Genomic DNA, 18,815 nt, shown 5'->3' on the forward strand with positions numbered 1-18,815 from the left:
TCATCCGCTGGCTCCATTGTGATGGATGGTTCCGAGATCCGACAAGTCATACCCGCCGAATTCTTCTGCCCGGGTGGCAAAGCGGTCGGATTGCACAAAGCCGAGCAACCGAAGCATCGGGCCATCGAAATAGGCGCGCCTCCAGATGGCAAGGTCCAGGCGTTCGGTATGGGTCGGGGCAAAGCCCAGATTGTACAGCCCCGCAAGCGCACCCAGGCCGAATCCGGCATCGGCTTTGCTGTCATGCAGGGCTATGGCCAGCTCTTCTTCGGTACGTGCGCAGGTCGGCAGGGTATCCAGATCGTCTCGGTTCAGGCCGTGCGCCTGCAGTTGCGTGTCGAACAACCGTTGACTGGCGGCACTGTCCTGACGAAGAAGAATGCGACGGCCCCGGAGGTCAGAAAAGTCCGATATCCCAGTCACACCGGGGGCCATCAGTAGCCCACGCTGGCGTTTTGCTAGTTCGAACAGAATGACGGGTGCCTCTCCCAGATGGTCCTGGAGAGATTGCGTGTTAAATCCGTCTGTCTCGTGGATATGCAGCGCCGCAGCCTGCGCTGATCGTTCTTTCAGGCGATTCAAGCCGTCAAATGAGCCGTCATAATAAGTTGCCAGGCCCGACCCGCTTTCCCGCAGAGCCCAATCCAACAGCGGATCATGACTGCCCGCCACGATCGGCGGCAGCGACGGTTCTGCGACCTGCGGTCCGCTGCGCGATGCGTTCAGCCAGGCAATGACTTCGGCCCTTGGAAACAAGAGTTTGCCCATGGCCCGGACACAGGGGACCTCGCCGGATGAAGCAAGGTCATAGGCTTTACGCTCGCCAATGCGCAGCAGGTCGGCCAGTTCTTTGGTGGTCAGGTATTCTGACATTCAGTCGAGGCGCACGGCCGAACCCGCGCTGGCATTCGCCGCGCTGAATCCGAATTGGCCTAAGGCAAATGGCGCAGCGACGGCAATTACAGCCATCGTGGCAACAGCGGCTAGAAAGGCTTTCATATTTACCTCCGGTTCAGTTTTCCGGTGCCGTGACGCGGCGCAGAAAGGCGATCAAATCTTTGCGGTCATCCGCTTGTGTAATCCGTTGCATGGGCATCTTCGATCCCGGAATGTAATGGTCTGGTCCTTGGTCGAAAAGGGCATTTATCGTCTCGCCATTCCAAATGATATCAGAGTCTTGCAGCGTGTCCGAGTAGAAATATTCCGGTAAGCTGCCCGCCCGGCGACCAAATACACCAGAGAGCGTAGGTCCAGCACGTCTGTGCCCGTCCGCCGTCAGGCTGTGGCAGATCGAGCATTTGCGCACGAATTGGCGCTCGCCATTGTCCATCTGGTCAGGGTTCTTCAGAAAACTAGGTTCAGTCGCGGCCATCTGTTGTTGGTCGCCAAGGTCAGATACCGGCCAGCTATACATCGCCTCATCTATACCACCTGCATAGATGTTTTTACCATCGGTTGAGAAGGCCAGCGCCCAGACCGGGCCGCGCAATGTGGCCCGAAAATCCTGTGCGATGCGCCAGTCGATGGTATCGACCAACATGATATGACCCTCTCCGTCCCCCACCGCCAGCAAGCTGCGGTCCGGGCTGAGAGCCAGCGCAAGGATTGGACGGCGGTCCAGGGTGAAATCATGCTCGTCGCCTGTAGTCAGATCACGAATGCGCGTGACGCCATCGACGGCCCCATAGGCAATCCAGTTTTCATGGGGATTCAGGACCAGTTCGTTGATGCCGAACCCGTTATCAACCAGTCGCAGTTTTTCCTGACCGGTTGCGACATCCCAAAGACGAACCGCCCCATCAACCCCGCCGGTATACACCGCATCTCCGTTTGGTGTGAACACAACAGCATTCACACCGCTGCCTGTGGGCCCCAATATCTTTGGCTCTGACCCGTCAAGCGGCCAAACCCCTATCGTGCCGTCCCAACTGGCAGTGGCGATGTAGGAGTTTGAAACAGCAATATCGACGATCTTGCCCTTGTGCCGCCCGAGGATTTGGCCATCCGGCCACCGGCGCAGGGTAAAGTCGTCACCAGCGGAATAGATCGCTGTGTCGCCAAAGGCGACGCTATTCACGGCAGCCTCGTGCCCCTCAAGCCATTGCGGCGTGCGGTCTGACCACAGGCCGACGGAGTTGTCGAAGCTGGCCGTCGCAATCCGGCCGTCCGGCGCGGAGGCAATCCCCATGATCGGACCGCCATGACCTTTCAGCGTGAAGAACTCGGCCAAAGCGGGCAGGGGGGTCAACACCAGTGCTAGGATTAGACTGCGCATCTATTCCGCAGGCGAGGCCACTGCCTTATTGGCCTCTTTTTCCTGTACCTCTTCGAGCCAAAGCGAGTGGTGCTCACGCGCCCATTGTTCCTCGACCTCGCCGGTGCCCATCGCGTCGAAAGCGCCCTCCATCCCCACCGAGCCCAGGTAGATATGCGCGATGATGATGGCGATGAAGACATAGGCGACCATCACGTGCCAAACCTGCGCATATTGCATCTCTTCTTGTGGTGACATCTGCACCGGAAGGTTCAGACCCAACATCTGCGGGATGCCGGTGGCATTTGCGATTGAGAAGGTCTTAGCAAACAGCGGCATCTCAAACGGGAACAGCAGAGACAGGCCCGACAGGCTGATCGATACGCCGAGCAGGATACAGGCCCAGAAGATGATCTTTTGACCCGCGTTGAATTTTTTGGCCGGGGGATGGCTGCCTTTCGTGAACAACCCGCCGCCTGCGGCCAGCCATTTCAGGTCGGTGCGGTTGGGGATGTTGTGGGCGATCCAGTTCACAGTGACCATGATCAAACCAAGCATGAAGGCCCAGGCGAGGTTGTTATGCAGCCATTTGCAGCCCTGCGCTATGGTCGCAAAGCCTTCTTTCCCGAAGATTGGGATCAGAAAGTCTCGACCATAAAGGGTCAGCAATCCGGTCAGGCCAAGGATAAGGAAAGAGCCCGCGAACAGCCAATGTCCGAACCGCTCAAAGCCCGAGAAACGCGTAACCGTGCGTCCCGTCTTTTCACCATCAATGCGGATTTTACCCCGGATCAAGAAGAACAGCAGCAGGATGCCAAGCATCCCGGCCAGAATATACGTGCCGTAATCGCGTAACGGGCCTGTTCGGAAATTCAACCACCACATGCCTCCGTCCTGTATCAAGACGCTGGCCGCAGGACCGTTCGACGAAACGGTCACATCCGCCGAGCCATAGCGCAAAGCGCGATAGACGTCGCTGTCAGACGCCACGCCACGTGTGCCCAACTGGCCCATCAGACCTTCGGCGTTGCCTTGACCGGTGTTACCTGAGCGATAACCGTTATCGACCGTCTCGCCACGCTGCCGGGCCAAGATATCCTCGAGCGTGGTCGCCCCACCCGTCGAATTGCGATCCGGAGCATCCTGAGCAAGGGCAGGAACAGTCAAAACAATGAGACAGAACAGAAGTCGCAGGAAAGTCATATGAACCTCGTGACGCGGTCATTGGCGTAGGCCCTTTTCCGGGCGGGCAGAGATTTTTCGTCGAAAAATCTTAGTGCTCCCCGGCACACGGTTTGCGCGCCGGGGAAGGTTTGGCCAAGGATCAGCCGTCTTTTTGGTCGTAGGCTGTGCCCCACCCCCAGGCGCCAGACCCGAAACCGCGCGCCACGACGCGTTCGCGATAGATGGCCGATACCACGTCGCCGTCACCGGCAAGCAGGGCCTTGGTGGAACACATCTCGGCGCAGATGGGCAGTTTGCCTTCTGCGATCCGGTTGCGACCGTATTTGGCGAACTCTGCGGTCGAGTGCGTTTCCTCGGGGCCACCGGCGCAGAAGGTACATTTGTCCATCTTGCCGCGTGATCCGAAGTTGCCTGCCTGTGGGTATTGCGGCGCGCCGAACGGGCACGCATAGAAGCAATAGCCGCAGCCAATGCACAGGTCCTTGGAGTGCAGGACGACCCCTTCTTCGTTCTGATAGAAGCAGTCAACCGGGCACACCGCCATACAGGGCGCATCCGAACAATGCATACAGGCAACCGAGATCGAGCGTTCGCCCGGGTCGCCGTCATTGATCGTCACCACTCTGCGGCGGTTGATGCCCCAAGGCACCTCGTGCTCGTTCTTACACGCGGTTACGCAGGCGTTGCATTCGATGCAGCGTTCAGCGTCGCAGAGAAACTTTGCTCTAGCCATTGTCGTCCTCCTTACGCTGCTGAGATCTTGCAGAGAGTCGCTTTGGTCTCCTGCATCTGGGTTACTGAATCATAACCATAGGTCTGGGCGGTGTTGGAACTTTCACCCAGCACATAGGGATCAGCGCCTGAGGGGTATTTGTCCCGCAAATCCTGACCCTGGAAATGGCCGCCAAAGTGGAATGGCATAAAGGCCACGCCGGCACCAACCCTGTTGGTCAGCATCGCCATCACCTTGACCTTACCACCCTCAGGCCCTTCGACCCAGACCTGAGCCCCGTCGCGAATGCCCAGGTTGTTGGCATCACGGGGGTTGATCTCGACAAACATGTCCTGTTGCAGTTCGGCCAGCCACGGGTTCGACCGGGATTCCTCACCTCCGCCCTCATACTCGACCAAACGACCTGACGTCAGGATTATCGGGTAATCCTTTGAAAAATCGTTCTTCTGGATCGAGGCATACAGGGTTGGCAGGCGATAGGACTGACGATCCTCATAGGTCGGATAGTCCTCTACCAGATCGCGCCGGTTGGTATAGAGCGGCTCGCGATGCAGTGGGATCGGGTCCGGGAAAGTCCAGACCACGGTGCGGGCCTTGGCGTTGCCAAAGGGCGCACAGCCATGTGCAATCGCAACCCTCTGGATGCCGCCTGACAGGTCGGTTTTCCAGTTGGTCTTTGGCCCCGCAACGGCGTCGATGGCCGCACGTTCTTCGGCCGTCAGATCGCCGTCCCAACCAAGATCCATTAGCATCTGCATCGTGAATTCGGGATATCCGTCCTGAATTTCCGACCCAACGCTATAGACCCCTTCCGCCAGCAGGTTGTCGCCATCACGTTCCACGCCAAAGCGCGCGCGGAAGGTCAGGCCACCTTCGGCCACCGGTTTGGACATGTCATAGAGGTTTGGTGTCCCCGTATGACCCATCTCTGGCGTTCCCCAGCACGGCCAGGGCAGACCGTAATATTCGCCGTCGTTTGGTCCACCTATAGCTTGCAGCGTGGTTCTGTCGAACGTGTGCTGATTGGCCATGTGGCTTTTCAAACGCTCTGGCGACTGGCCGGTATAGCCGATGGTCCAGAGGCCCGAGTTGAACTCACGCGTGATGCTTTCTACATTCGGGGTCTCAGGGTCCTCCATCTCGATGTTGCGGAAGAACCGATCTGCCCAGCCGAATTTGTTGGCGAACTTGGCCATGATGACCTCGTCCGGCAGGCTTTCGAACAGCGGTTCGACCACCTTGTCGCGCCACTGCAACGAGCGGTTCGAGGCCGTGACCGAGCCACGGGTTTCGAACTGCGTACAGGCCGGCAGTAGGTAAACGCCATCGGTCCGATCATGCAGAACGGCGGAAACGGTGGGATACGGGTCGATCACGACCAGCATGTCCAGCTTTTCCATCGCCGTCTTCATTTCCGGCCCGCGGGTTTGCGAGTTCGGAGCGTGCCCCCACAGAACCATGGCTCGGACATTGTTGTCCTGATCCATGTTGGCGGGGTCTTCCAGAACACCGTCGATCCAACGAGAGACCGGGATGCCGCGCTCGTTCTGTAGCGGTTTATCCTTGCCCTCCTTGTCTTTGATCGAGGCGAACTGGCCGGACAGCCATTCAGGCTCTTCACCCCAAACGCGCGCCCAATGGCCCCATGCCCCTGCGGACAGCCCATAATAGCCGGGTAGGGTGTGGGACAGAACACCAAGGTCCGTCGCACCCTGCACGTTGTCGTGGCCACGGAAGATGTTGGTGCCACCGCCCGACGTTCCCATGTTGCCCAACGCCAGCTGCAGCACGCAATAGGCGCGTGTGTTGTTGTTGCCATTGGTATGCTGGGTGCCGCCCATGCACCAGATCACCGTGCCAGGACGGTTGTTGGCCATGGTGCGCGCCACGCGCTTAAGCTGTGATCCGGGTACGCCGGTCACACGCTCAGTTTCTTCCGGGTTCCAGTTGGCGACCTCTTCACGGATCTGATCCATGCCCCAGACACGGGTGCGGATGAACTCCTTGTCCTCCCAGCCGTTGTCGAAGATGTGCCAGAGGATACCCCAGATCAGAGCCACGTCTGAGCCGGGGCGGAAGCGGACATATTCATCCGCATGCGCGGCGGTGCGCGTAAAGCGCGGGTCGCAAACGATCAGCGGCGCGTTGTTCTGCTCTTTTGCGCGCAGAACATGCAGCAGCGAGACCGGGTGTGCCTCAGCCGGGTTGCCACCGATGATGAAGATAGCCTTGGAGTTGTGGATGTCATTGTAGCTGTTGGTCATGGCGCCGTAGCCCCATGTATTCGCAACACCCGCAACAGTGGTCGAGTGGCAGATACGGGCCTGATGGTCCACGTTGTTCGTGCCCCAATAGGCGGCGAACTTGCGGAACAGATAGGCCTGTTCGTTGTTATGTTTCGCGGAACCAAGCCAGTACACACTGTCCGGTCCGGATTCTGCGCGGATGTTCATCATGCCGTCGCCGATCTCGTTGATCGCCTCTTCCCAGCTGATGCGCTTCCACTCGCCGCCTTCCTTTTTCATCGGATATTTCAGGCGGCGTTCACCATGGGCGTGCTCACGGACCGAGGCCCCCTTGGCGCAGTGCGCACCTAGGTTGAAAGGGCTGTCCCAGCCGGGTTCTTGCCCGATCCAGACGCCGTTCTGCACCTCGGCCACTACGGTACAGCCGACCGAGCAATGCGTGCATATGGATTTGATGTTTTCAACGGCTTGATTGGCCGCTGACTGGGCACTGGCTGGCGTCACGGTTCCACCCGTGGCGCTGATCGCGGCCAACCCGCCGATCGTCAGGCCCGATCCGCGCAGGAACGCGCGGCGATCGACGGTTTTCTCGCCGACCTGGGACAGGATACTTGTCCGCTGGGAGCGTCTCGCAACCCCGTTGGTCTTTTTCCTAAGCATTTCTTTCCTCCCTTGCTGGCCATGTTAGCTATGGCTGGCTTGGTACTGTTGGTGCCGACGTCAGGGCCAATCGCAACCGTCAGTCGGGTGGTGACATCGTCCGGGGTTCAGAACCGGGCGCTGTCCAGATATGCGCGCGTATGCGCGGTGTCCTGCATGCGGGTCTCATCCGTCGGCAGCTCGGCTGCCTCGGCTTGTCCGCTCAGGCTGGCGGCGGCAACTGCAGCGGGCGCTGCGGTTCCGGCCAGTTTCAAGAAGTCACGGCGCGTGGCGCCTTCTTCCTTGGTTTTGCTCATGGGATCCTCCTTTCCCAATTGCGATCTAGCGCCTATTGGGGCGCTGGCGAATGGCGGGATCATCCCGCCGTCATTCGAAAGGCTTCACGCTCGATTTCCATGAAAACCCGACCGGCGGTGCCGACCGAGGCATAGAAAACCGAGTTTTCCGCAGCTTCCAAATCTGAATAGAAATGTGCGGCCCAGGGGCCGATGTGTTTGTTCCAGAACGCTTTTTGATCTTCCAATGAGGCGGGCGCGCCAAAGCGTCCGACAATCATGCCCGCCATCATCTCCATCAACGAGGCGATATTGTCTTCGGGTTCAAACACGTTCTGCGCCCGTGTGATCTGACGAACCGCCATGTCGTTGCGCAGTTGCGCCAGCGGTTTTTCGTTCAGGAAACCAGTCAGGTAGAAACTGGCATAGGGCAGCAGTTCTCCGCGTCCTAGCCCGATGAACAGGGCATTGAATTCGCGTTCGGCAGCCGCAGGTTTTGTCACTTTTGCCACCCGCGACATCGCCTTGATGGCCTGTCCCAGATCGGTGTCATCGCCGGTCAGACCGACCACCTGAGACAGCAACATATGATCCGGTGGAGAGGCCAGCAACAGCCCAAGGAAGTTATAGAAATCCGCGCGCAGACGATCCTCGGCTGAGACGTCTAGGTTTTGCGCGTTGCTTGCGGTCATAACGTTATCCTTCGTATTCAAACTTCATGCGGCGTGGGGCAAGCGTAAGCTCTGCCTCTTCCGAGTCGTCGATTTCAGAAGTCATTACAGGCTCTGACGATTGCATCTCGGGTACCTCGGGCAACTCAGGCTCTTGCGTGGTTTCTTCAACCTCAGGGATCTGGTCTGTGTCTTCCTCTTCGGTCTGAGCGGCCAAAGCCTCGATATGGGCCAGCATTCCCTTGCCGACCTGATAGGCGGTCTGGATATTTTCGATCACGCAGGCGGCGTCGGTATAGTCCTCGCCGTAATCCACCAGCCCATCGACATTGGCCAGAACCGGGTTCAGACGCCAGAGCTGCCGAAGGGCGCGGCGGCGCAATCGGTCAGGCACTGCCTTGGCCATAAAGCCCGAGACGTCGTCACCAACTTGCAACTGATCAGGGTCGGGCAAATTGAATTCCGCCAGAATTTCAGCGTCAGTCTTTTCTTCCAGCTCGCCCCGCTGTTCAGCGAAAGCCTGTTCTTGTGCTGCTACAACCTCGGCTTTGGCCTCAGCCTGAACGGCGGCTTTGCGGCGCGACCAGAAATCGCGGGTTTCTGTCATTGCACAATCCTCCGCGGGGCGCGGAAAACATCCGAGTCCTGCCGGATGCGTACATCCCCTTTGCCGTCCTCAACCAGATCGGTGCGTTTCTTATCACGGCGGCGCTTGACGAAGACTTCGTTGCGATGATGCTCCAGTGCGAAATCACGTACCCAAGCGATCAGCCCATCAGTCATTGGGATTTTCTCGACAAGCTCTTCGCCGGTATCGGCGTAGTCCTGTCCTTCGAAGGGTGAGGCGGTCACCAGCACAGCGTCCATCGGCTGTGTTCCATCCAGCGCATCGCGCAGGACCAGATAGATCGAGGGTTGCCCGTCCGACAGGTTGACCATGTAGGCTTCGGCCTCATCTGACCACAGGGTCAGGGGCAGGGTGGCCGCGTGGTATTCGACCGCTTCACCCTCGCGCCGCATCTCCAGCCAATCGGCCGGTCCAGCGCCGGGCAGCACGGCGACGGCGCGCCAATTCCATTGCGCCCAGCGTGTAACCCCGGGTGTTTTGCGCACGACGACGCCGATTGGCATTTCAATCTGGCTGGCGGCCTTGGCCACTAAGTCCTCCCTGGAAAGCTCTCCCCTGCCTTCCTCAGGGTCTACTATGGTACACAAAGTAGCTTCCTGCCAAGTCCTTGGGTGGTCGAATATGCACCCCTCACCGATTGTTTACGGTCCTCGCGGCTATTATCGGGCTTTGTTCCGGCGATCCGGCCCCCACGGGCATTGCTACTTTCTTCAGAGGTTCTAAGCTGACCTTGGACTGGGGAGGACATCCGGGGGAGGTTATGGGTACGAGATTGCTGCTATGTGACTGTGCGGGAACGCAAACCATTGACGCTGAGAAACTATCGTCAGCTTGCGATGTCGCCTGCTCCAGAATTCACACCGCATTATGTACGAAAGAACTGGAAAGCGTCGCACAGCCGCTGCAAGAGGGCAAAGTCGTAATAGCCTGTACACAAGAGCAGGATGTTTTTCTGGCACTGGCCGATGAGTTAGGTGTCGAAGTGCCAGGGTTTGTCGATCTTCGCGATCGTGCTGGGTGGTCTGAACAAGGGCAGGATGCTGCCCCCAAAATGGCCGCGCTGGCTGCTGAGGCGGTGTTGCCTCAGCCGATCACACCCAGTGTCGATGTGGTCAGCGAAGGGACGTGTTTCATCGTCGGGCCCGGCGCGCTGAGCTTTGAAGTGGCAGAACGCCTGTCGGACCAGTTGGCCGTGACGGTCTTGGCTACTGATGACATGGACCCCATGTCGCGCAGCTTTGATGTGGTGCGCGGGCGCGTTCGTACTGTGAAAGGTGCGCTGGGCGGGTTTTCGATAAAGCTGGATGCGTTGCAACAGCTTGAACCCGGTGGGCGCGGGGCCTTTGGCTGGACCGAACCGCGCGACGGGGCGAACTCCTCATGCGATATGGTTGTGGATCTGACGGGCGGCATGCCTCTGGTGCAGGCCCCGTCCAAGCGCGAGGGGTATTTGCGGGCAGATCCCAAAGATGCGGTGGCCGTGGAGCGTCTGTCGTTCGAGGCCATGCAACTGGTCGGGACATTTGAAAAACCTCTCTATGTCCGGTTGGAAGAATCCCTCTGTGCGCATTCCCGTGCCGAACAGGTCGGGTGTACGAATTGCCTGGATATCTGCCTGACGGGGGCGATCACCCCTGCGGGCGAACATGTAGCCATCGACCCTATGGTTTGCGCGGGATGTGGAGAATGCGCGGCGGTGTGCCCTTCGACTGCGATCACATACGAGGATCCGCCCGTTTCTGCGCTGCTGTCACGGATGCACATTCTGTCGCGAACCTACCGGCGTGCAGGCGGGCAAGCCCCCCGACTGTTGGTGCATGACGCGCATGGGGCCGAAATGATCCGTCTGTCCGCCCGTTTCGGACGCGGGATTCCAGCGGATGTGATCCCGCTGGAGCTGAACGTGATCTCGGGCTTTGGCCATGCCGAGATGCTGGCCGCGCTGGCGCATGGGTTTGCGCGGGTTGATGTGCTGCTAGCCCCAACAACCGAAAGGGATGCATTGGACAGAGAACTGGCGTTGGCGCAGGCGATCGCTGGCGCGGGCGGTCTGGCCCTGATCGATGAGGCTGATCCCGATGCGCTGTCTGACCTGCTATATGCGCAGGAGGTGCCGCCCCCCTTGGCCGACCCGGTTCTGCCGCTGGGAAATCGCAGGCAGATTACGCGACTGGCCGCACAGGCGCTGAACCCGCAGGCCGCAGCCCCGTTGCCCTTGCCCGAGAATGCACCCTATGGGGCCATCGCGGTGGATACGGACGCCTGTACATTGTGCCTCAGCTGCGTGTCCCTTTGTCCGTCAGGCGCTTTGGCCGACAACCCGGATATGCCGCAGCTGAACTTTCAACAGGATGCCTGTCTGCAATGTGGTCTGTGCCGGACAATCTGTCCCGAGAATGCAATAACTCTGGTTCCGCAACTGGATTTAAGTGATGCGGCCCTGTCTCAGGACGTGTTGAACGAAGAAGATCCTTTTGCATGTGTGGAATGCGGTGCTCTCTTTGGTGTCAAATCGACCGTCGAACGTATCATGGAAAAGTTGTCTGGTACGCATCCGATGTTTGCGACATCCGAGCAGGCGCGCATGATCCAGATGTGTGACAACTGTCGCGTGAACGCGCAGTTCCAACACAAGGACAACCCGTTTCAGTCAAACCCGAAACCCAAAGTCGTCACGACCGAGGACTATTTCTCGAAAAGAAAGGATCATTGAAGCTGTAGCGGCGCGCCCAGATCTGCTGCCTTGATGGCCGAGACAAAGGCCAGAATGGCCTCTAACTCCTCTAGCGTCATCTCGACCGGGTGGATTGGAGGGGGACGCAGAGGATCGAAGGGTGGGGTTATGTCCTCAATCTGTGTGAAAGCGGGATGAGGGTTCAGGGCAAAGAAGGCCTCGAACCGTTCGGACCAGTCCGGCATAGCCCGCAGCACGGCGAAAGAGGGGGTGGAGCCAAGCCCGTTCATTCGGTTCTCTGGACCGATCACATGGCACCGCCCGCAATGGGTCATCGACAATTCCGCACCCAGGACAGCGTCGCCTTCGATCTTCGGACCCTCTGTTGCGGCTTCGACAGTGAAACTGGCCGAATAGGACGGGCCGCTATCGGGGCTAAAGCTTTCAACGGTGCGTTTGCCGATGTCAGAAAGCAGCCACTCCCGAAACCGAATCTGCCTTGGGTCGTCCACAATGCGCAGGTGATAGGTGACGCCATGACGCTCGAATACCGGATCACCTGGCGGTGAACCGCCCAAAGCCATAGCGCCGGAATCGTCTGCAACGACGCGTATCCCGGTCTTGAGAGAAAAACGCGGAAGAATATGTTGCAACAGACCAGAGTCTGTAACCTCATCCGGGGCGGCAAGCCCCAGCGCCTCTTGCGACCAAGAGGGGGTAGCAGAGAGCAGCAAGCTCAGGCAAAAGAAGGTAACCCGCATAAAGGCAGCTTATCGGCCTGCGCCCGAATGCGTCAAATGAACGAAAAAAAGACGGAGACACATGCAATGAAACGTATCCCAACGACCGGGCAAACCAAAAGGGTAATGGCATGAGTGTTCGTGACGCGGTTCTGGCGAACCTGAAGAAAATCACCGATCCGGTTTCAGGCCAGGATATCGTCAGCGCCGGAGTTGTCCGCGCGTTGAATGTCGATGGCGATACAGTGCGCTTTGTGCTTGAGATTGATCCGAAACAGGCAGAGCGGATGGAGCCGGTGCGCGCCGCCGCCGAGCAGGCTGCGCAGTTGGTGGAGGGGGTCGACAAGGTTTCCGCCATGATGACTGCGCATTCCGAAAAGGCCCCGCCTGAACTGAAGCCCAAGCCGAAACCATCTCAGACAGGTCCGCAGGCCGTTCCGGGTGTCGATCGGATCATCGCCGTTGCATCCGGTAAGGGCGGAGTCGGTAAATCCACCGTATCCGCAAATCTGGCTTGTGCTTTGGCTGCAGAAGGGCGGCGTGTCGGGTTGTTGGATGCTGATGTCTATGGCCCTTCACAGCCTCGGATGCTGGGTGTCTCTGGCCGCCCGGCCAGCCCGGATGGCAAAACGATCCTGCCCCTGCGCAATCATGGCGTCACGATGATGTCGATGGGACTGATGACCAACGAAGGTCAGGCGGTCGTCTGGCGTGGTCCGATGCTGATGGGCGCGCTTCAACAGATGATGGGACAGGTTCAGTGGGGAGCATTGGATGTATTGATTGTCGACCTACCGCCGGGCACCGGCGATGTGCAACTGACGCTCAGCCAGAAGTTCAAGGTGGACGGGGCCATCGTGGTATCGACCCCGCAGGACGTGGCCCTGATCGACGCGCGCAAAGGGATCGATATGTTCAATCAGCTCAAGACGCCGATTATTGGGATGATCGAGAATATGTCGACCCATATCTGTTCCAACTGCGGGCATGAGGAACATGTGTTCGGACATGGCGGCGTCGCCGCTGAGGCCGAGGCGCTGGGCATTCCGCTGCTTGGTGAGATTCCGCTGCATCTGGATATCCGGGTTGCGGCGGATGGGGGGGCGCCCATCGTTGTCAGCAAGCCGGACAGCGCACAGGCCGAAGCTTTCCGCAAGATTGCCCGCGACATGATCACCAAGGGCAATGCATGACCCAGCCGGTCTTTCCTCCGTTGCTGACTGGACATGGCGTTCAGGGCGGGGAAGACCCGTTCGAACGCGCCCAGGCGATGGCAGCGCTGGGCTGTGATGCCGGAACGGTGGTCTACAACATTCAGGCCAACCGTTTGCGCGTTGCCATTGTATTTGCACCTGAGGTTCCATTGCAGGACGCCATGGTGATGTTGCCGCTTTGCGGAGTTGGGTTTCAGAATGCGCTGGGCGCTCTAGCCCCGCCCGAGGTTGCCGTTCATCTGGACTGGGGCGGCCCTATCTGTGTGAATGGTGCGACCTGCGGCAAGTTTCAGGTTGCTGCGTCGACTTCAGACCCTCAGATTGAGCCTGACTGGTTGATTGTCGGCTGGGAGCTGGCCTTGCTACAGACCAGCACCGCGCCAGGCCAGGCCCCGGATATCACAGCGCTCTACGATGAAGGGTGTGCCGAGGTCCAGCCTGTCCAACTGATTGAAAGCTGGTCGCGCCATATGCTGACATGGCTCAACCGTTGGCAAGAAGACGGCAACGCGCCGTTGCACAGCGAATGGTTGGGCCTGCTGCGTGGTGTTGGCGAACCCTTTGGCGAGATCGGGGTCTTTTTGGGCACTGATGAACGGTTTGGCATGCTTATCCGCAATGGTGCGGACACCCGCCTGCACCCGCTGACTGACTTACTGGAGAACGGATGATGAAACTGGCCCGTGCGATCCATTTCGATGAAAGCGACACGAATGTGTTTCATTCTCCGGCGCGAACGGGTGAGTGGTGCATTTCAGGCGGGTTCGAGTTTTCGAATTGGGGCGAAGGCGATTTGGAGGGTAAAGCCCGCCAGGCCTTTGCGAATGGTTGGTTGGGGGTTGAGACATTCGGCCGGGTGACCTTTGTAGCGGTGACGCAGGTTGAACAGGCCGAGATCGACCAGATTGCCCGGAATTTGGCGGAACATTTCGTGCAATTCTACGGGGCCCCATCGGTCGAGGCCGCCCTGGGTGTTGCGCAGGAAGAGATCGCGCATATGGCAGAGCTATGTGATGAACACGCCGCCAATACTCTGCTGACCGTCGCCCGTGAACTGTCTGAAACCGGGGTGCTTGAGGCGTTTCGCATCATCACACCGCAGGAAACCCAGCTTGAGGCGCTGGCGGTCCACGGATCGCTGGACGAATAGGGCTTATAGCAGATCAGCAAAGCCGCCGAATTGACCGCGTTTGAAGATCAGGCCTTTGCCGGTGCGGTACATGGCCTGTTCGACTTCACCCACGATGATCAGATGATCCCCTGCCTCGTGCCGGGCATGAAGCTGGCAGTCGAACCGCGCCAGACAATCCGCCAGACGAGGGCGACCACGGTGATCTGCGGCCCAGTTGGCATGTGAAAAATCCGCACCCTCGCGCGCGAATTTTAGGGCCTGTTCCTGCTGTTCCTCAGCCATCACATGGATCGAATAGTGATCGCAGTCTTTGAAAGCGTCGAACCGGTTCGAATCCTTCGCCAGGCACCACAGCACCAGCGGAGGCGTCAGCGAGACCGAGGAAAACGAATTGACCGTGATTGCGCGGGGCCCCAGCGCTGTTTCGGTGGTGACGACCGTGACCCCGGTTCCAAAACACCCCAATGCCTCGCGAAACGCGGTGCTGTTGTCCGGGGTTGGGGTGAAGGTGCGGTCCGTCATCTCACGCTCATTCTGTGGCCGCGCCTCAGGTGCCACGGCAAGTCGGGATTGTCCATGAAAAGCTGCGCCTGAGGTGCATATTTCGCCCTCAGTTCAGGTCCTCAAGCAGACGACCGTGCCGGCGGGTTGCTTCGATGACCTCGCCAAACGTATTCATCCCGCGCGCTTGCAGCATCGGAAGCATCCGAACCAGCGCCTCGGCGGTGGCAACTGCATCACCCAATGCCGTATGGCGCAGCTCATGCGGAATTGTAATGTCCAGCCGTTCGCACAGCGCGTCCAAAGTGTGCGTGTCGCTGGCGCCGAACAGGACCGCTGATAGCAGGACCGTATCCAGTACGGGATGCGTCCACTCAACTTTCATACGGTCGGCGTGGCGTCGTAGAAACGCCATATCAAAAGGTGCATTATGAGCCACGATTACAGCATTTCGCGCGAATTCGTGAAAGATACGCCCGGCTTCGGCGATTTCCGGCGCGCCTTCGACCATTCGATCCGTGATCTTGTGAACCTTGGTCGAGGCGGCAGGGATCGGCATGACCGGGTTCACCAGCATATCCAACCTTTCGCCTTCGACCATCCGTCCATTTACCACACGGACTGCGCCGATCTGGACGATCTCGTCTTTGTGCGGCAGCAGGCCTGTGGTTTCGGTGTCGAAGACAACAAAACAAAGCTCGCGCAGAGGCAATGTCTCGAATGATTGGTCGGTGGATGTGTTCAGCAAACCAAAGTCATAGACCAGAGGTCTGGCAGCCTCAGGCGCTATATTGGCGGCGCTGTCATCTAGGATTAGCATATAGCCGGAAGTTTCCCCCAGCGGTTTCATGCGGGCTGAATAGGTCTGCGCCCCATCAATGCTGGTCAGCGAACAGGATGCCTCCATCCCGGTCTTGGTCAGTTTAGCATAGGCTTTCTGCAGCGCGTCTGGCTGGAAGTAATCGAACAGTGGCGCATTCAGGCGTGGATGCGAAATCTGTGCCAGAACCTCGGCGGCCTGTCCGTCATACAAAACGAGCCTGTGAGAGGCGCTAGCCAGCAATATGGCTACAGGAATTTCAGTCAAAAGCGCCCTAAGCCTTTGCTGTTCCGCAGCCAGATGCTCGGTTTCAGCAGCGACAGCCTCTGCCACGCCCATGGTCTTGTCGGACAGTTGGTTGGCCAGACCGGCAGCCGCAGGGGCCAGGTCGCCAAGATACCGTGCGGCTTGCAGATCGAGGTCGCGGCTGACACCGGCATGCGCTCGTGCGCGCAGTTCAGCGGAAAGCCTTTCGATCGGCTTGGCGACATTATCGTCGAACAATAGCCAGACAGCGGCGATCACGGCCAGCAGACCGAACCCGATGACGATCTCTGCAAAGATGAACGCGTCAAAAAGGGCCGGATCCGCCGCCCGCCTGTAGCTTACCCAAAGCGCAACCGAGCTGACGGCAACTCCGCCGACCGCCAGTAGGCAGAAGAACAGGAAAATCCGCAGGCGCAGGCTTAATCGGGTCAGCATGTTACACTCCGCAAGTGGCCTCGATGATCGGATCGTTCGTAGAGCCTGTTACCCAATCGGCGTTCAGCAACTGGCCGTTGTCACCAAACTCTGCCCCATCCGCCAGATTGGCGCGTTGGTTCTTGTCGCAATCCACAGCGACCGGCAATTTTGAAACCGGTGCCCAACGACCAAAGAAATACAGTTCAACGAGGCGCTGCTCAGGCACTTGGTCATTGGTGCGCACAGATAGGATGTCGATTGCGGCAAAACGATCAACAAAGGGCATCGCATAGGTCCAGGGACGGTACAAAGCGCGGCTTTCGACCTCTTGAATGATGATCAGACCATCTGGAAGCGTATCGCGCGTGCGGTCAAACCATGAATACTCGCTGTTGATCGTCATCCCGATCATGCCAATGCCCGCCGCGACTGGTGCGGACCAACGAGGCAGGCGTCCACCTGTCAGTTTGTTGATCACCATCACGATGCCGGCTAGGGCGACGCCTGCAAATATCGTGCCGATCAGTTCTAAGAACATGAATACTCTCCAAGGTTCCTGAGGGTTTAGCCCAGCATTCCTTTACCGTGGCCGACCGCCGATTGCATTGTTTTTACCACGACAAAGGCATCTCGCAGATGACTTCGCTCAAAGTCCGAAAGATCGGAAGGGGGCAGGAAATTGTCCGGCTTCTTGTTGCCTTTCACCAGACGGGCCTGATGGTCCAGCCGCGTTTCGGCGATCAGATCGTAAGCGTCCAGCAGGTCGCGGGTACCTGAGGGGCTGAGGACGCCTGCCGCCCCAGCTGCTTTCAGGCGGGCACGTGTATTGGCCTGGGACAGTTGCCCCTGAAGGCTGTATATCCGGGCCAGGTCAACCACAGGCACAACGCCATTATGCTTTAGATCCAGCGTGTTGCGATGTTCACCCGAGCGTACCGTAGCAAACCCGCGTAACAGGCCTAGCGGCGGCGTGTGCTTTAACGAGTTCGAGATCATATGTGCCACAAAGATTGAATTCGCTTGGGCCGCGGCCAGCGTTTCGGCCTGCAGGTCATCGAACAGGTGAAATGCGCCGCCAATGGGGCGCAGGTCAAACATGACCGAGGCCAGCATCTGCGCCTCGGGGTTTGGTTTGGCGATCCACCCGCGAAAATAATCACGCCAGACACTTACCGGTTGGCACCAGCGTGGATTTGTCGCCATCATGTCGCCCGGGCAATAAAAGTACCCACATTTATCCAGCCCGTCCGACACGATTTTTGCCAGTGCCTGGAAATATAGCAGGTCGTCATCGGTTACTTTGTCATCCAGCATCAAGCAGTTGTCCTGATCCGACACCCCGGTTTGTTCCTGTCGTCCCTGCGATCCACAGGCCAGCCATAGGTAAGGCACAGGTGGTGGTCCAAGCTGTTTTTCCGCCATTGCCAGCAAACGTCTGGTGGCTGTGTCGGCGATATCGGTAATCAGGCGCGTAACGATCTCGTGGCGATTTCCGGCAGCGACAAGCTGGACCAGAAGCTGGGGAATCTCTTCGGTCACTTCTGCCATCTGCTGCGCGGTTTGCGCATTTGCTATCCGGCGCACCAACTCGGCGGAATTGACCGCCTGATAGTGGGTCAGGTCTGTCTGGGTGACAATTCCGACCAGACGCCCAGCTTCGGATACCGGAATATGGCCGATGCCGCGCTCCATCATGATGTGAAGAACATCCGATCCGATATCCGACGGCGACAGCGTCACCGGGTTTGCCGTCATTATTGCCGATACAGGGGTATCCACAGACATCCCATCGGCAACGTATTTGCCCGAGATATCTCGTAAGGTGGCGATCCCCAAAAGAATGTCCCCCTCGGTGATGCAGAGAGAGGAAATATGTCTGTCCCTCATCATCTGCGCCGCTTCGCGAACGGTGGTAATAGGGGGGCAGGTTGCGGGGTTATGTGCCATCAGAACGTCGATAGCGCTGGTTGCAAGGCTTTGGGGGCTGGAGCGTTCCGTGCGGGTCCGATCAAAGAATTTGGCGACGATTTCATGTTCGTCAATGAGGTCTCGGATCAGGTTGGGCGGGATCACCAGAAAAACCGAGTTTGCGTGCGCCTGCGCTTTGGTCGCGGCTTTACCGTCTTTCAGTAAACCGCGTTCCCCGAAAGAATTGCGCAGCCCCAGATGAGAGACAATCGCGCCGTTCCTGTCAGTGATTTCAACCTGTCCTTCGTAAATCACGAATACGCCGGGCAGGGGCGCGCCCAGTTGATACACCGGGGATCCTTCTTCGACCTCCCAAACTTCGATCTGATCAGACAGCGTTGCCAAATCATCGGCGGGCAGGGCGTCATAAGGGTGAACGGATTTCAGAAACCGCGTGATCTCGGCTTGGGGCAGGGGCATCGGATACTCC

At 58.6% G+C, this 18,815-nt stretch carries 19 protein-coding genes; 4 read left to right on the forward strand and 15 right to left on the reverse strand.

The genetic code is table 11. From position 1 onward, the window contains the following. The 10 genes from AC2FH8_RS00860 to AC2FH8_RS00905 all read right to left on the reverse strand — a co-directional run bounded on the left by AC2FH8_RS00860 (position 1) and on the right by AC2FH8_RS00905 (position 9,182). A complete protein-coding gene (locus tag AC2FH8_RS00860; protein WP_281972249.1) occupies positions 1-873 on the reverse strand; it encodes a substrate-binding domain-containing protein in 873 nt (290 codons plus the stop codon). Further along, entirely contained in the window at positions 874-999 is a 126-nt protein-coding gene (locus tag AC2FH8_RS00865) for a hypothetical protein (RefSeq protein WP_271946568.1), read from the reverse strand. Between the two features lie 13 nt (positions 1,000-1,012). Beyond that, entirely contained in the window at positions 1,013-2,275 is a 1,263-nt protein-coding gene (locus tag AC2FH8_RS00870; protein ID WP_496687651.1) for a c-type cytochrome, read from the reverse strand. Beyond that, positions 2,276-3,457 carry a formate dehydrogenase subunit gamma gene (locus AC2FH8_RS00875; protein ID WP_496687653.1) on the reverse strand — a complete coding sequence of 394 codons (1,182 nt, stop codon included), beginning with the start codon at positions 3,455-3,457 and terminating at the stop codon, positions 2,276-2,278. 121 nt (positions 3,458-3,578) lie between these two features. Further along, positions 3,579-4,172, reverse strand: a complete 594-nt coding sequence (gene fdh3B, locus AC2FH8_RS00880) for a formate dehydrogenase FDH3 subunit beta (protein WP_085821701.1) — start codon at positions 4,170-4,172, stop codon at positions 3,579-3,581. Positions 4,173-4,183: 11 nt separating this feature from the next. Continuing rightward, positions 4,184-7,078, reverse strand: coding sequence for a formate dehydrogenase subunit alpha (locus AC2FH8_RS00885; protein ID WP_496687656.1), 2,895 nt, complete (start codon positions 7,076-7,078; stop codon positions 4,184-4,186). A gap of 107 nt (positions 7,079-7,185) precedes the next feature. Further along, positions 7,186-7,374: a ubiquinol-cytochrome c reductase iron-sulfur subunit N-terminal domain-containing protein gene (locus AC2FH8_RS00890; protein ID WP_142634359.1), complete on the reverse strand. Its 189-nt coding sequence runs from the start codon at positions 7,372-7,374 to the stop codon at positions 7,186-7,188. A gap of 59 nt (positions 7,375-7,433) precedes the next feature. Beyond that, on the reverse strand, positions 7,434-8,045 hold the full coding sequence (locus AC2FH8_RS00895; protein WP_496687658.1) for a TorD/DmsD family molecular chaperone: 612 nt from the start codon (positions 8,043-8,045) through the stop codon (positions 7,434-7,436). A gap of 4 nt (positions 8,046-8,049) precedes the next feature. Next, complete coding sequence (locus AC2FH8_RS00900) at positions 8,050-8,631, reverse strand: DUF3306 domain-containing protein (protein WP_496687661.1); 582 nt, start codon at positions 8,629-8,631, stop codon at positions 8,050-8,052. Continuing rightward, positions 8,628-9,182 (reverse strand): DUF3305 domain-containing protein, encoded by a 555-nt coding sequence (locus tag AC2FH8_RS00905; protein WP_142634353.1) that lies wholly within the window; start codon positions 9,180-9,182, stop codon positions 8,628-8,630. Before AC2FH8_RS00905 ends, AC2FH8_RS00900 begins: the two co-directional genes overlap by 4 nt. Before the next feature lie 230 nt (positions 9,183-9,412). Between AC2FH8_RS00905 and AC2FH8_RS00910 the strand changes: the two genes are divergently transcribed. Then, complete coding sequence (locus AC2FH8_RS00910; RefSeq protein ID WP_496687664.1) at positions 9,413-11,365, forward strand: 4Fe-4S binding protein; 1,953 nt, start codon at positions 9,413-9,415, stop codon at positions 11,363-11,365. Here the strand turns inward: AC2FH8_RS00910 and AC2FH8_RS00915 are convergent. Next, on the reverse strand, positions 11,359-12,087 hold the full coding sequence (locus tag AC2FH8_RS00915; RefSeq protein WP_496687667.1) for a hypothetical protein: 729 nt from the start codon (positions 12,085-12,087) through the stop codon (positions 11,359-11,361). The genes AC2FH8_RS00910 and AC2FH8_RS00915 overlap by 7 nt on opposite strands. 110 nt (positions 12,088-12,197) lie before the next feature. Between AC2FH8_RS00915 and AC2FH8_RS00920 the strand changes: the two genes are divergently transcribed. The 3 genes from AC2FH8_RS00920 to AC2FH8_RS00930 are packed head-to-tail and all read left to right on the forward strand — an operon-like array spanning position 12,198 to position 14,430. Further along, positions 12,198-13,259: an Mrp/NBP35 family ATP-binding protein gene (locus tag AC2FH8_RS00920; protein WP_142634347.1), complete on the forward strand. Its 1,062-nt coding sequence runs from the start codon at positions 12,198-12,200 to the stop codon at positions 13,257-13,259. Further along, positions 13,256-13,951 carry a biotin/lipoate--protein ligase family protein gene (locus tag AC2FH8_RS00925; protein WP_496687669.1) on the forward strand — a complete coding sequence of 232 codons (696 nt, stop codon included), beginning with the start codon at positions 13,256-13,258 and terminating at the stop codon, positions 13,949-13,951. The genes AC2FH8_RS00920 and AC2FH8_RS00925 overlap by 4 nt, the downstream gene beginning before the upstream one ends. Beyond that, the gene (locus AC2FH8_RS00930; protein ID WP_281994741.1) at positions 13,951-14,430 is read left to right on the forward strand and encodes a DUF6505 family protein; all 480 of its coding nucleotides are present in this window, start codon (positions 13,951-13,953) and stop codon (positions 14,428-14,430) included. Before AC2FH8_RS00925 ends, AC2FH8_RS00930 begins: the two co-directional genes overlap by 1 nt. Positions 14,431-14,433: 3 nt before the next feature. Here the strand turns inward: AC2FH8_RS00930 and AC2FH8_RS00935 are convergent, their stop codons facing one another. From AC2FH8_RS00935 to AC2FH8_RS00950, 4 genes are all read right to left on the reverse strand, one after another. Then, on the reverse strand, positions 14,434-14,934 hold the full coding sequence (locus AC2FH8_RS00935) for a flavin reductase family protein (RefSeq protein WP_281994740.1): 501 nt from the start codon (positions 14,932-14,934) through the stop codon (positions 14,434-14,436). An 88-nt stretch (positions 14,935-15,022) separates the two neighbouring features. Next, entirely contained in the window at positions 15,023-16,435 is a 1,413-nt protein-coding gene (locus AC2FH8_RS00940; RefSeq protein WP_496687672.1) for a 3'-5' exonuclease, read from the reverse strand. A gap of 1 nt (position 16,436) precedes the next feature. Next, complete coding sequence (locus AC2FH8_RS00945) at positions 16,437-16,955, reverse strand: hypothetical protein (RefSeq protein WP_496687674.1); 519 nt, start codon at positions 16,953-16,955, stop codon at positions 16,437-16,439. Between the two features lie 26 nt (positions 16,956-16,981). Then, positions 16,982-18,805, reverse strand: a complete 1,824-nt coding sequence (locus tag AC2FH8_RS00950) for a DUF294 nucleotidyltransferase-like domain-containing protein (RefSeq protein ID WP_271946600.1) — start codon at positions 18,803-18,805, stop codon at positions 16,982-16,984. Positions 18,806-18,815 lie beyond the last annotated feature (10 nt).

The organism is Ruegeria sp. CDSC025, from assembly GCF_059610805.1.

Excerpts from the sequence above, each read along its gene's own strand:
- AC2FH8_RS00860 (WP_281972249.1), bottom strand. The coding sequence starts at position 873 with ATGTCAGAATACCTGACCACCAAAGAACTGGCCGACCTGCTGCGCATT.
- AC2FH8_RS00865 (WP_271946568.1), bottom strand. The coding sequence starts at position 999 with ATGAAAGCCTTTCTAGCCGCTGTTGCCACGATGGCTGTAATTGCCGTC.
- AC2FH8_RS00870 (WP_496687651.1), bottom strand. The coding sequence starts at position 2,275 with ATGCGCAGTCTAATCCTAGCACTGGTGTTGACCCCCCTGCCCGCTTTG.
- AC2FH8_RS00875 (WP_496687653.1), bottom strand. The coding sequence starts at position 3,457 with ATGACTTTCCTGCGACTTCTGTTCTGTCTCATTGTTTTGACTGTTCCT.
- fdh3B (WP_085821701.1), bottom strand. The coding sequence starts at position 4,172 with ATGGCTAGAGCAAAGTTTCTCTGCGACGCTGAACGCTGCATCGAATGC.
- AC2FH8_RS00885 (WP_496687656.1), bottom strand. The coding sequence starts at position 7,078 with ATGCTTAGGAAAAAGACCAACGGGGTTGCGAGACGCTCCCAGCGGACA.
- AC2FH8_RS00890 (WP_142634359.1), bottom strand. The coding sequence starts at position 7,374 with ATGAGCAAAACCAAGGAAGAAGGCGCCACGCGCCGTGACTTCTTGAAA.
- AC2FH8_RS00895 (WP_496687658.1), bottom strand. The coding sequence starts at position 8,045 with ATGACCGCAAGCAACGCGCAAAACCTAGACGTCTCAGCCGAGGATCGT.
- AC2FH8_RS00900 (WP_496687661.1), bottom strand. The coding sequence starts at position 8,631 with ATGACAGAAACCCGCGATTTCTGGTCGCGCCGCAAAGCCGCCGTTCAG.
- AC2FH8_RS00910 (WP_496687664.1), top strand. The coding sequence starts at position 9,413 with ATGGGTACGAGATTGCTGCTATGTGACTGTGCGGGAACGCAAACCATT.
- AC2FH8_RS00915 (WP_496687667.1), bottom strand. The coding sequence starts at position 12,087 with ATGCGGGTTACCTTCTTTTGCCTGAGCTTGCTGCTCTCTGCTACCCCC.
- AC2FH8_RS00920 (WP_142634347.1), top strand. The coding sequence starts at position 12,198 with ATGAGTGTTCGTGACGCGGTTCTGGCGAACCTGAAGAAAATCACCGAT.
- AC2FH8_RS00925 (WP_496687669.1), top strand. The coding sequence starts at position 13,256 with ATGACCCAGCCGGTCTTTCCTCCGTTGCTGACTGGACATGGCGTTCAG.
- AC2FH8_RS00930 (WP_281994741.1), top strand. The coding sequence starts at position 13,951 with ATGAAACTGGCCCGTGCGATCCATTTCGATGAAAGCGACACGAATGTG.
- AC2FH8_RS00935 (WP_281994740.1), bottom strand. The coding sequence starts at position 14,934 with ATGACGGACCGCACCTTCACCCCAACCCCGGACAACAGCACCGCGTTT.
- AC2FH8_RS00940 (WP_496687672.1), bottom strand. The coding sequence starts at position 16,435 with ATGCTGACCCGATTAAGCCTGCGCCTGCGGATTTTCCTGTTCTTCTGC.
- AC2FH8_RS00945 (WP_496687674.1), bottom strand. The coding sequence starts at position 16,955 with ATGTTCTTAGAACTGATCGGCACGATATTTGCAGGCGTCGCCCTAGCC.
- AC2FH8_RS00950 (WP_271946600.1), bottom strand. The coding sequence starts at position 18,805 with ATGCCCCTGCCCCAAGCCGAGATCACGCGGTTTCTGAAATCCGTTCAC.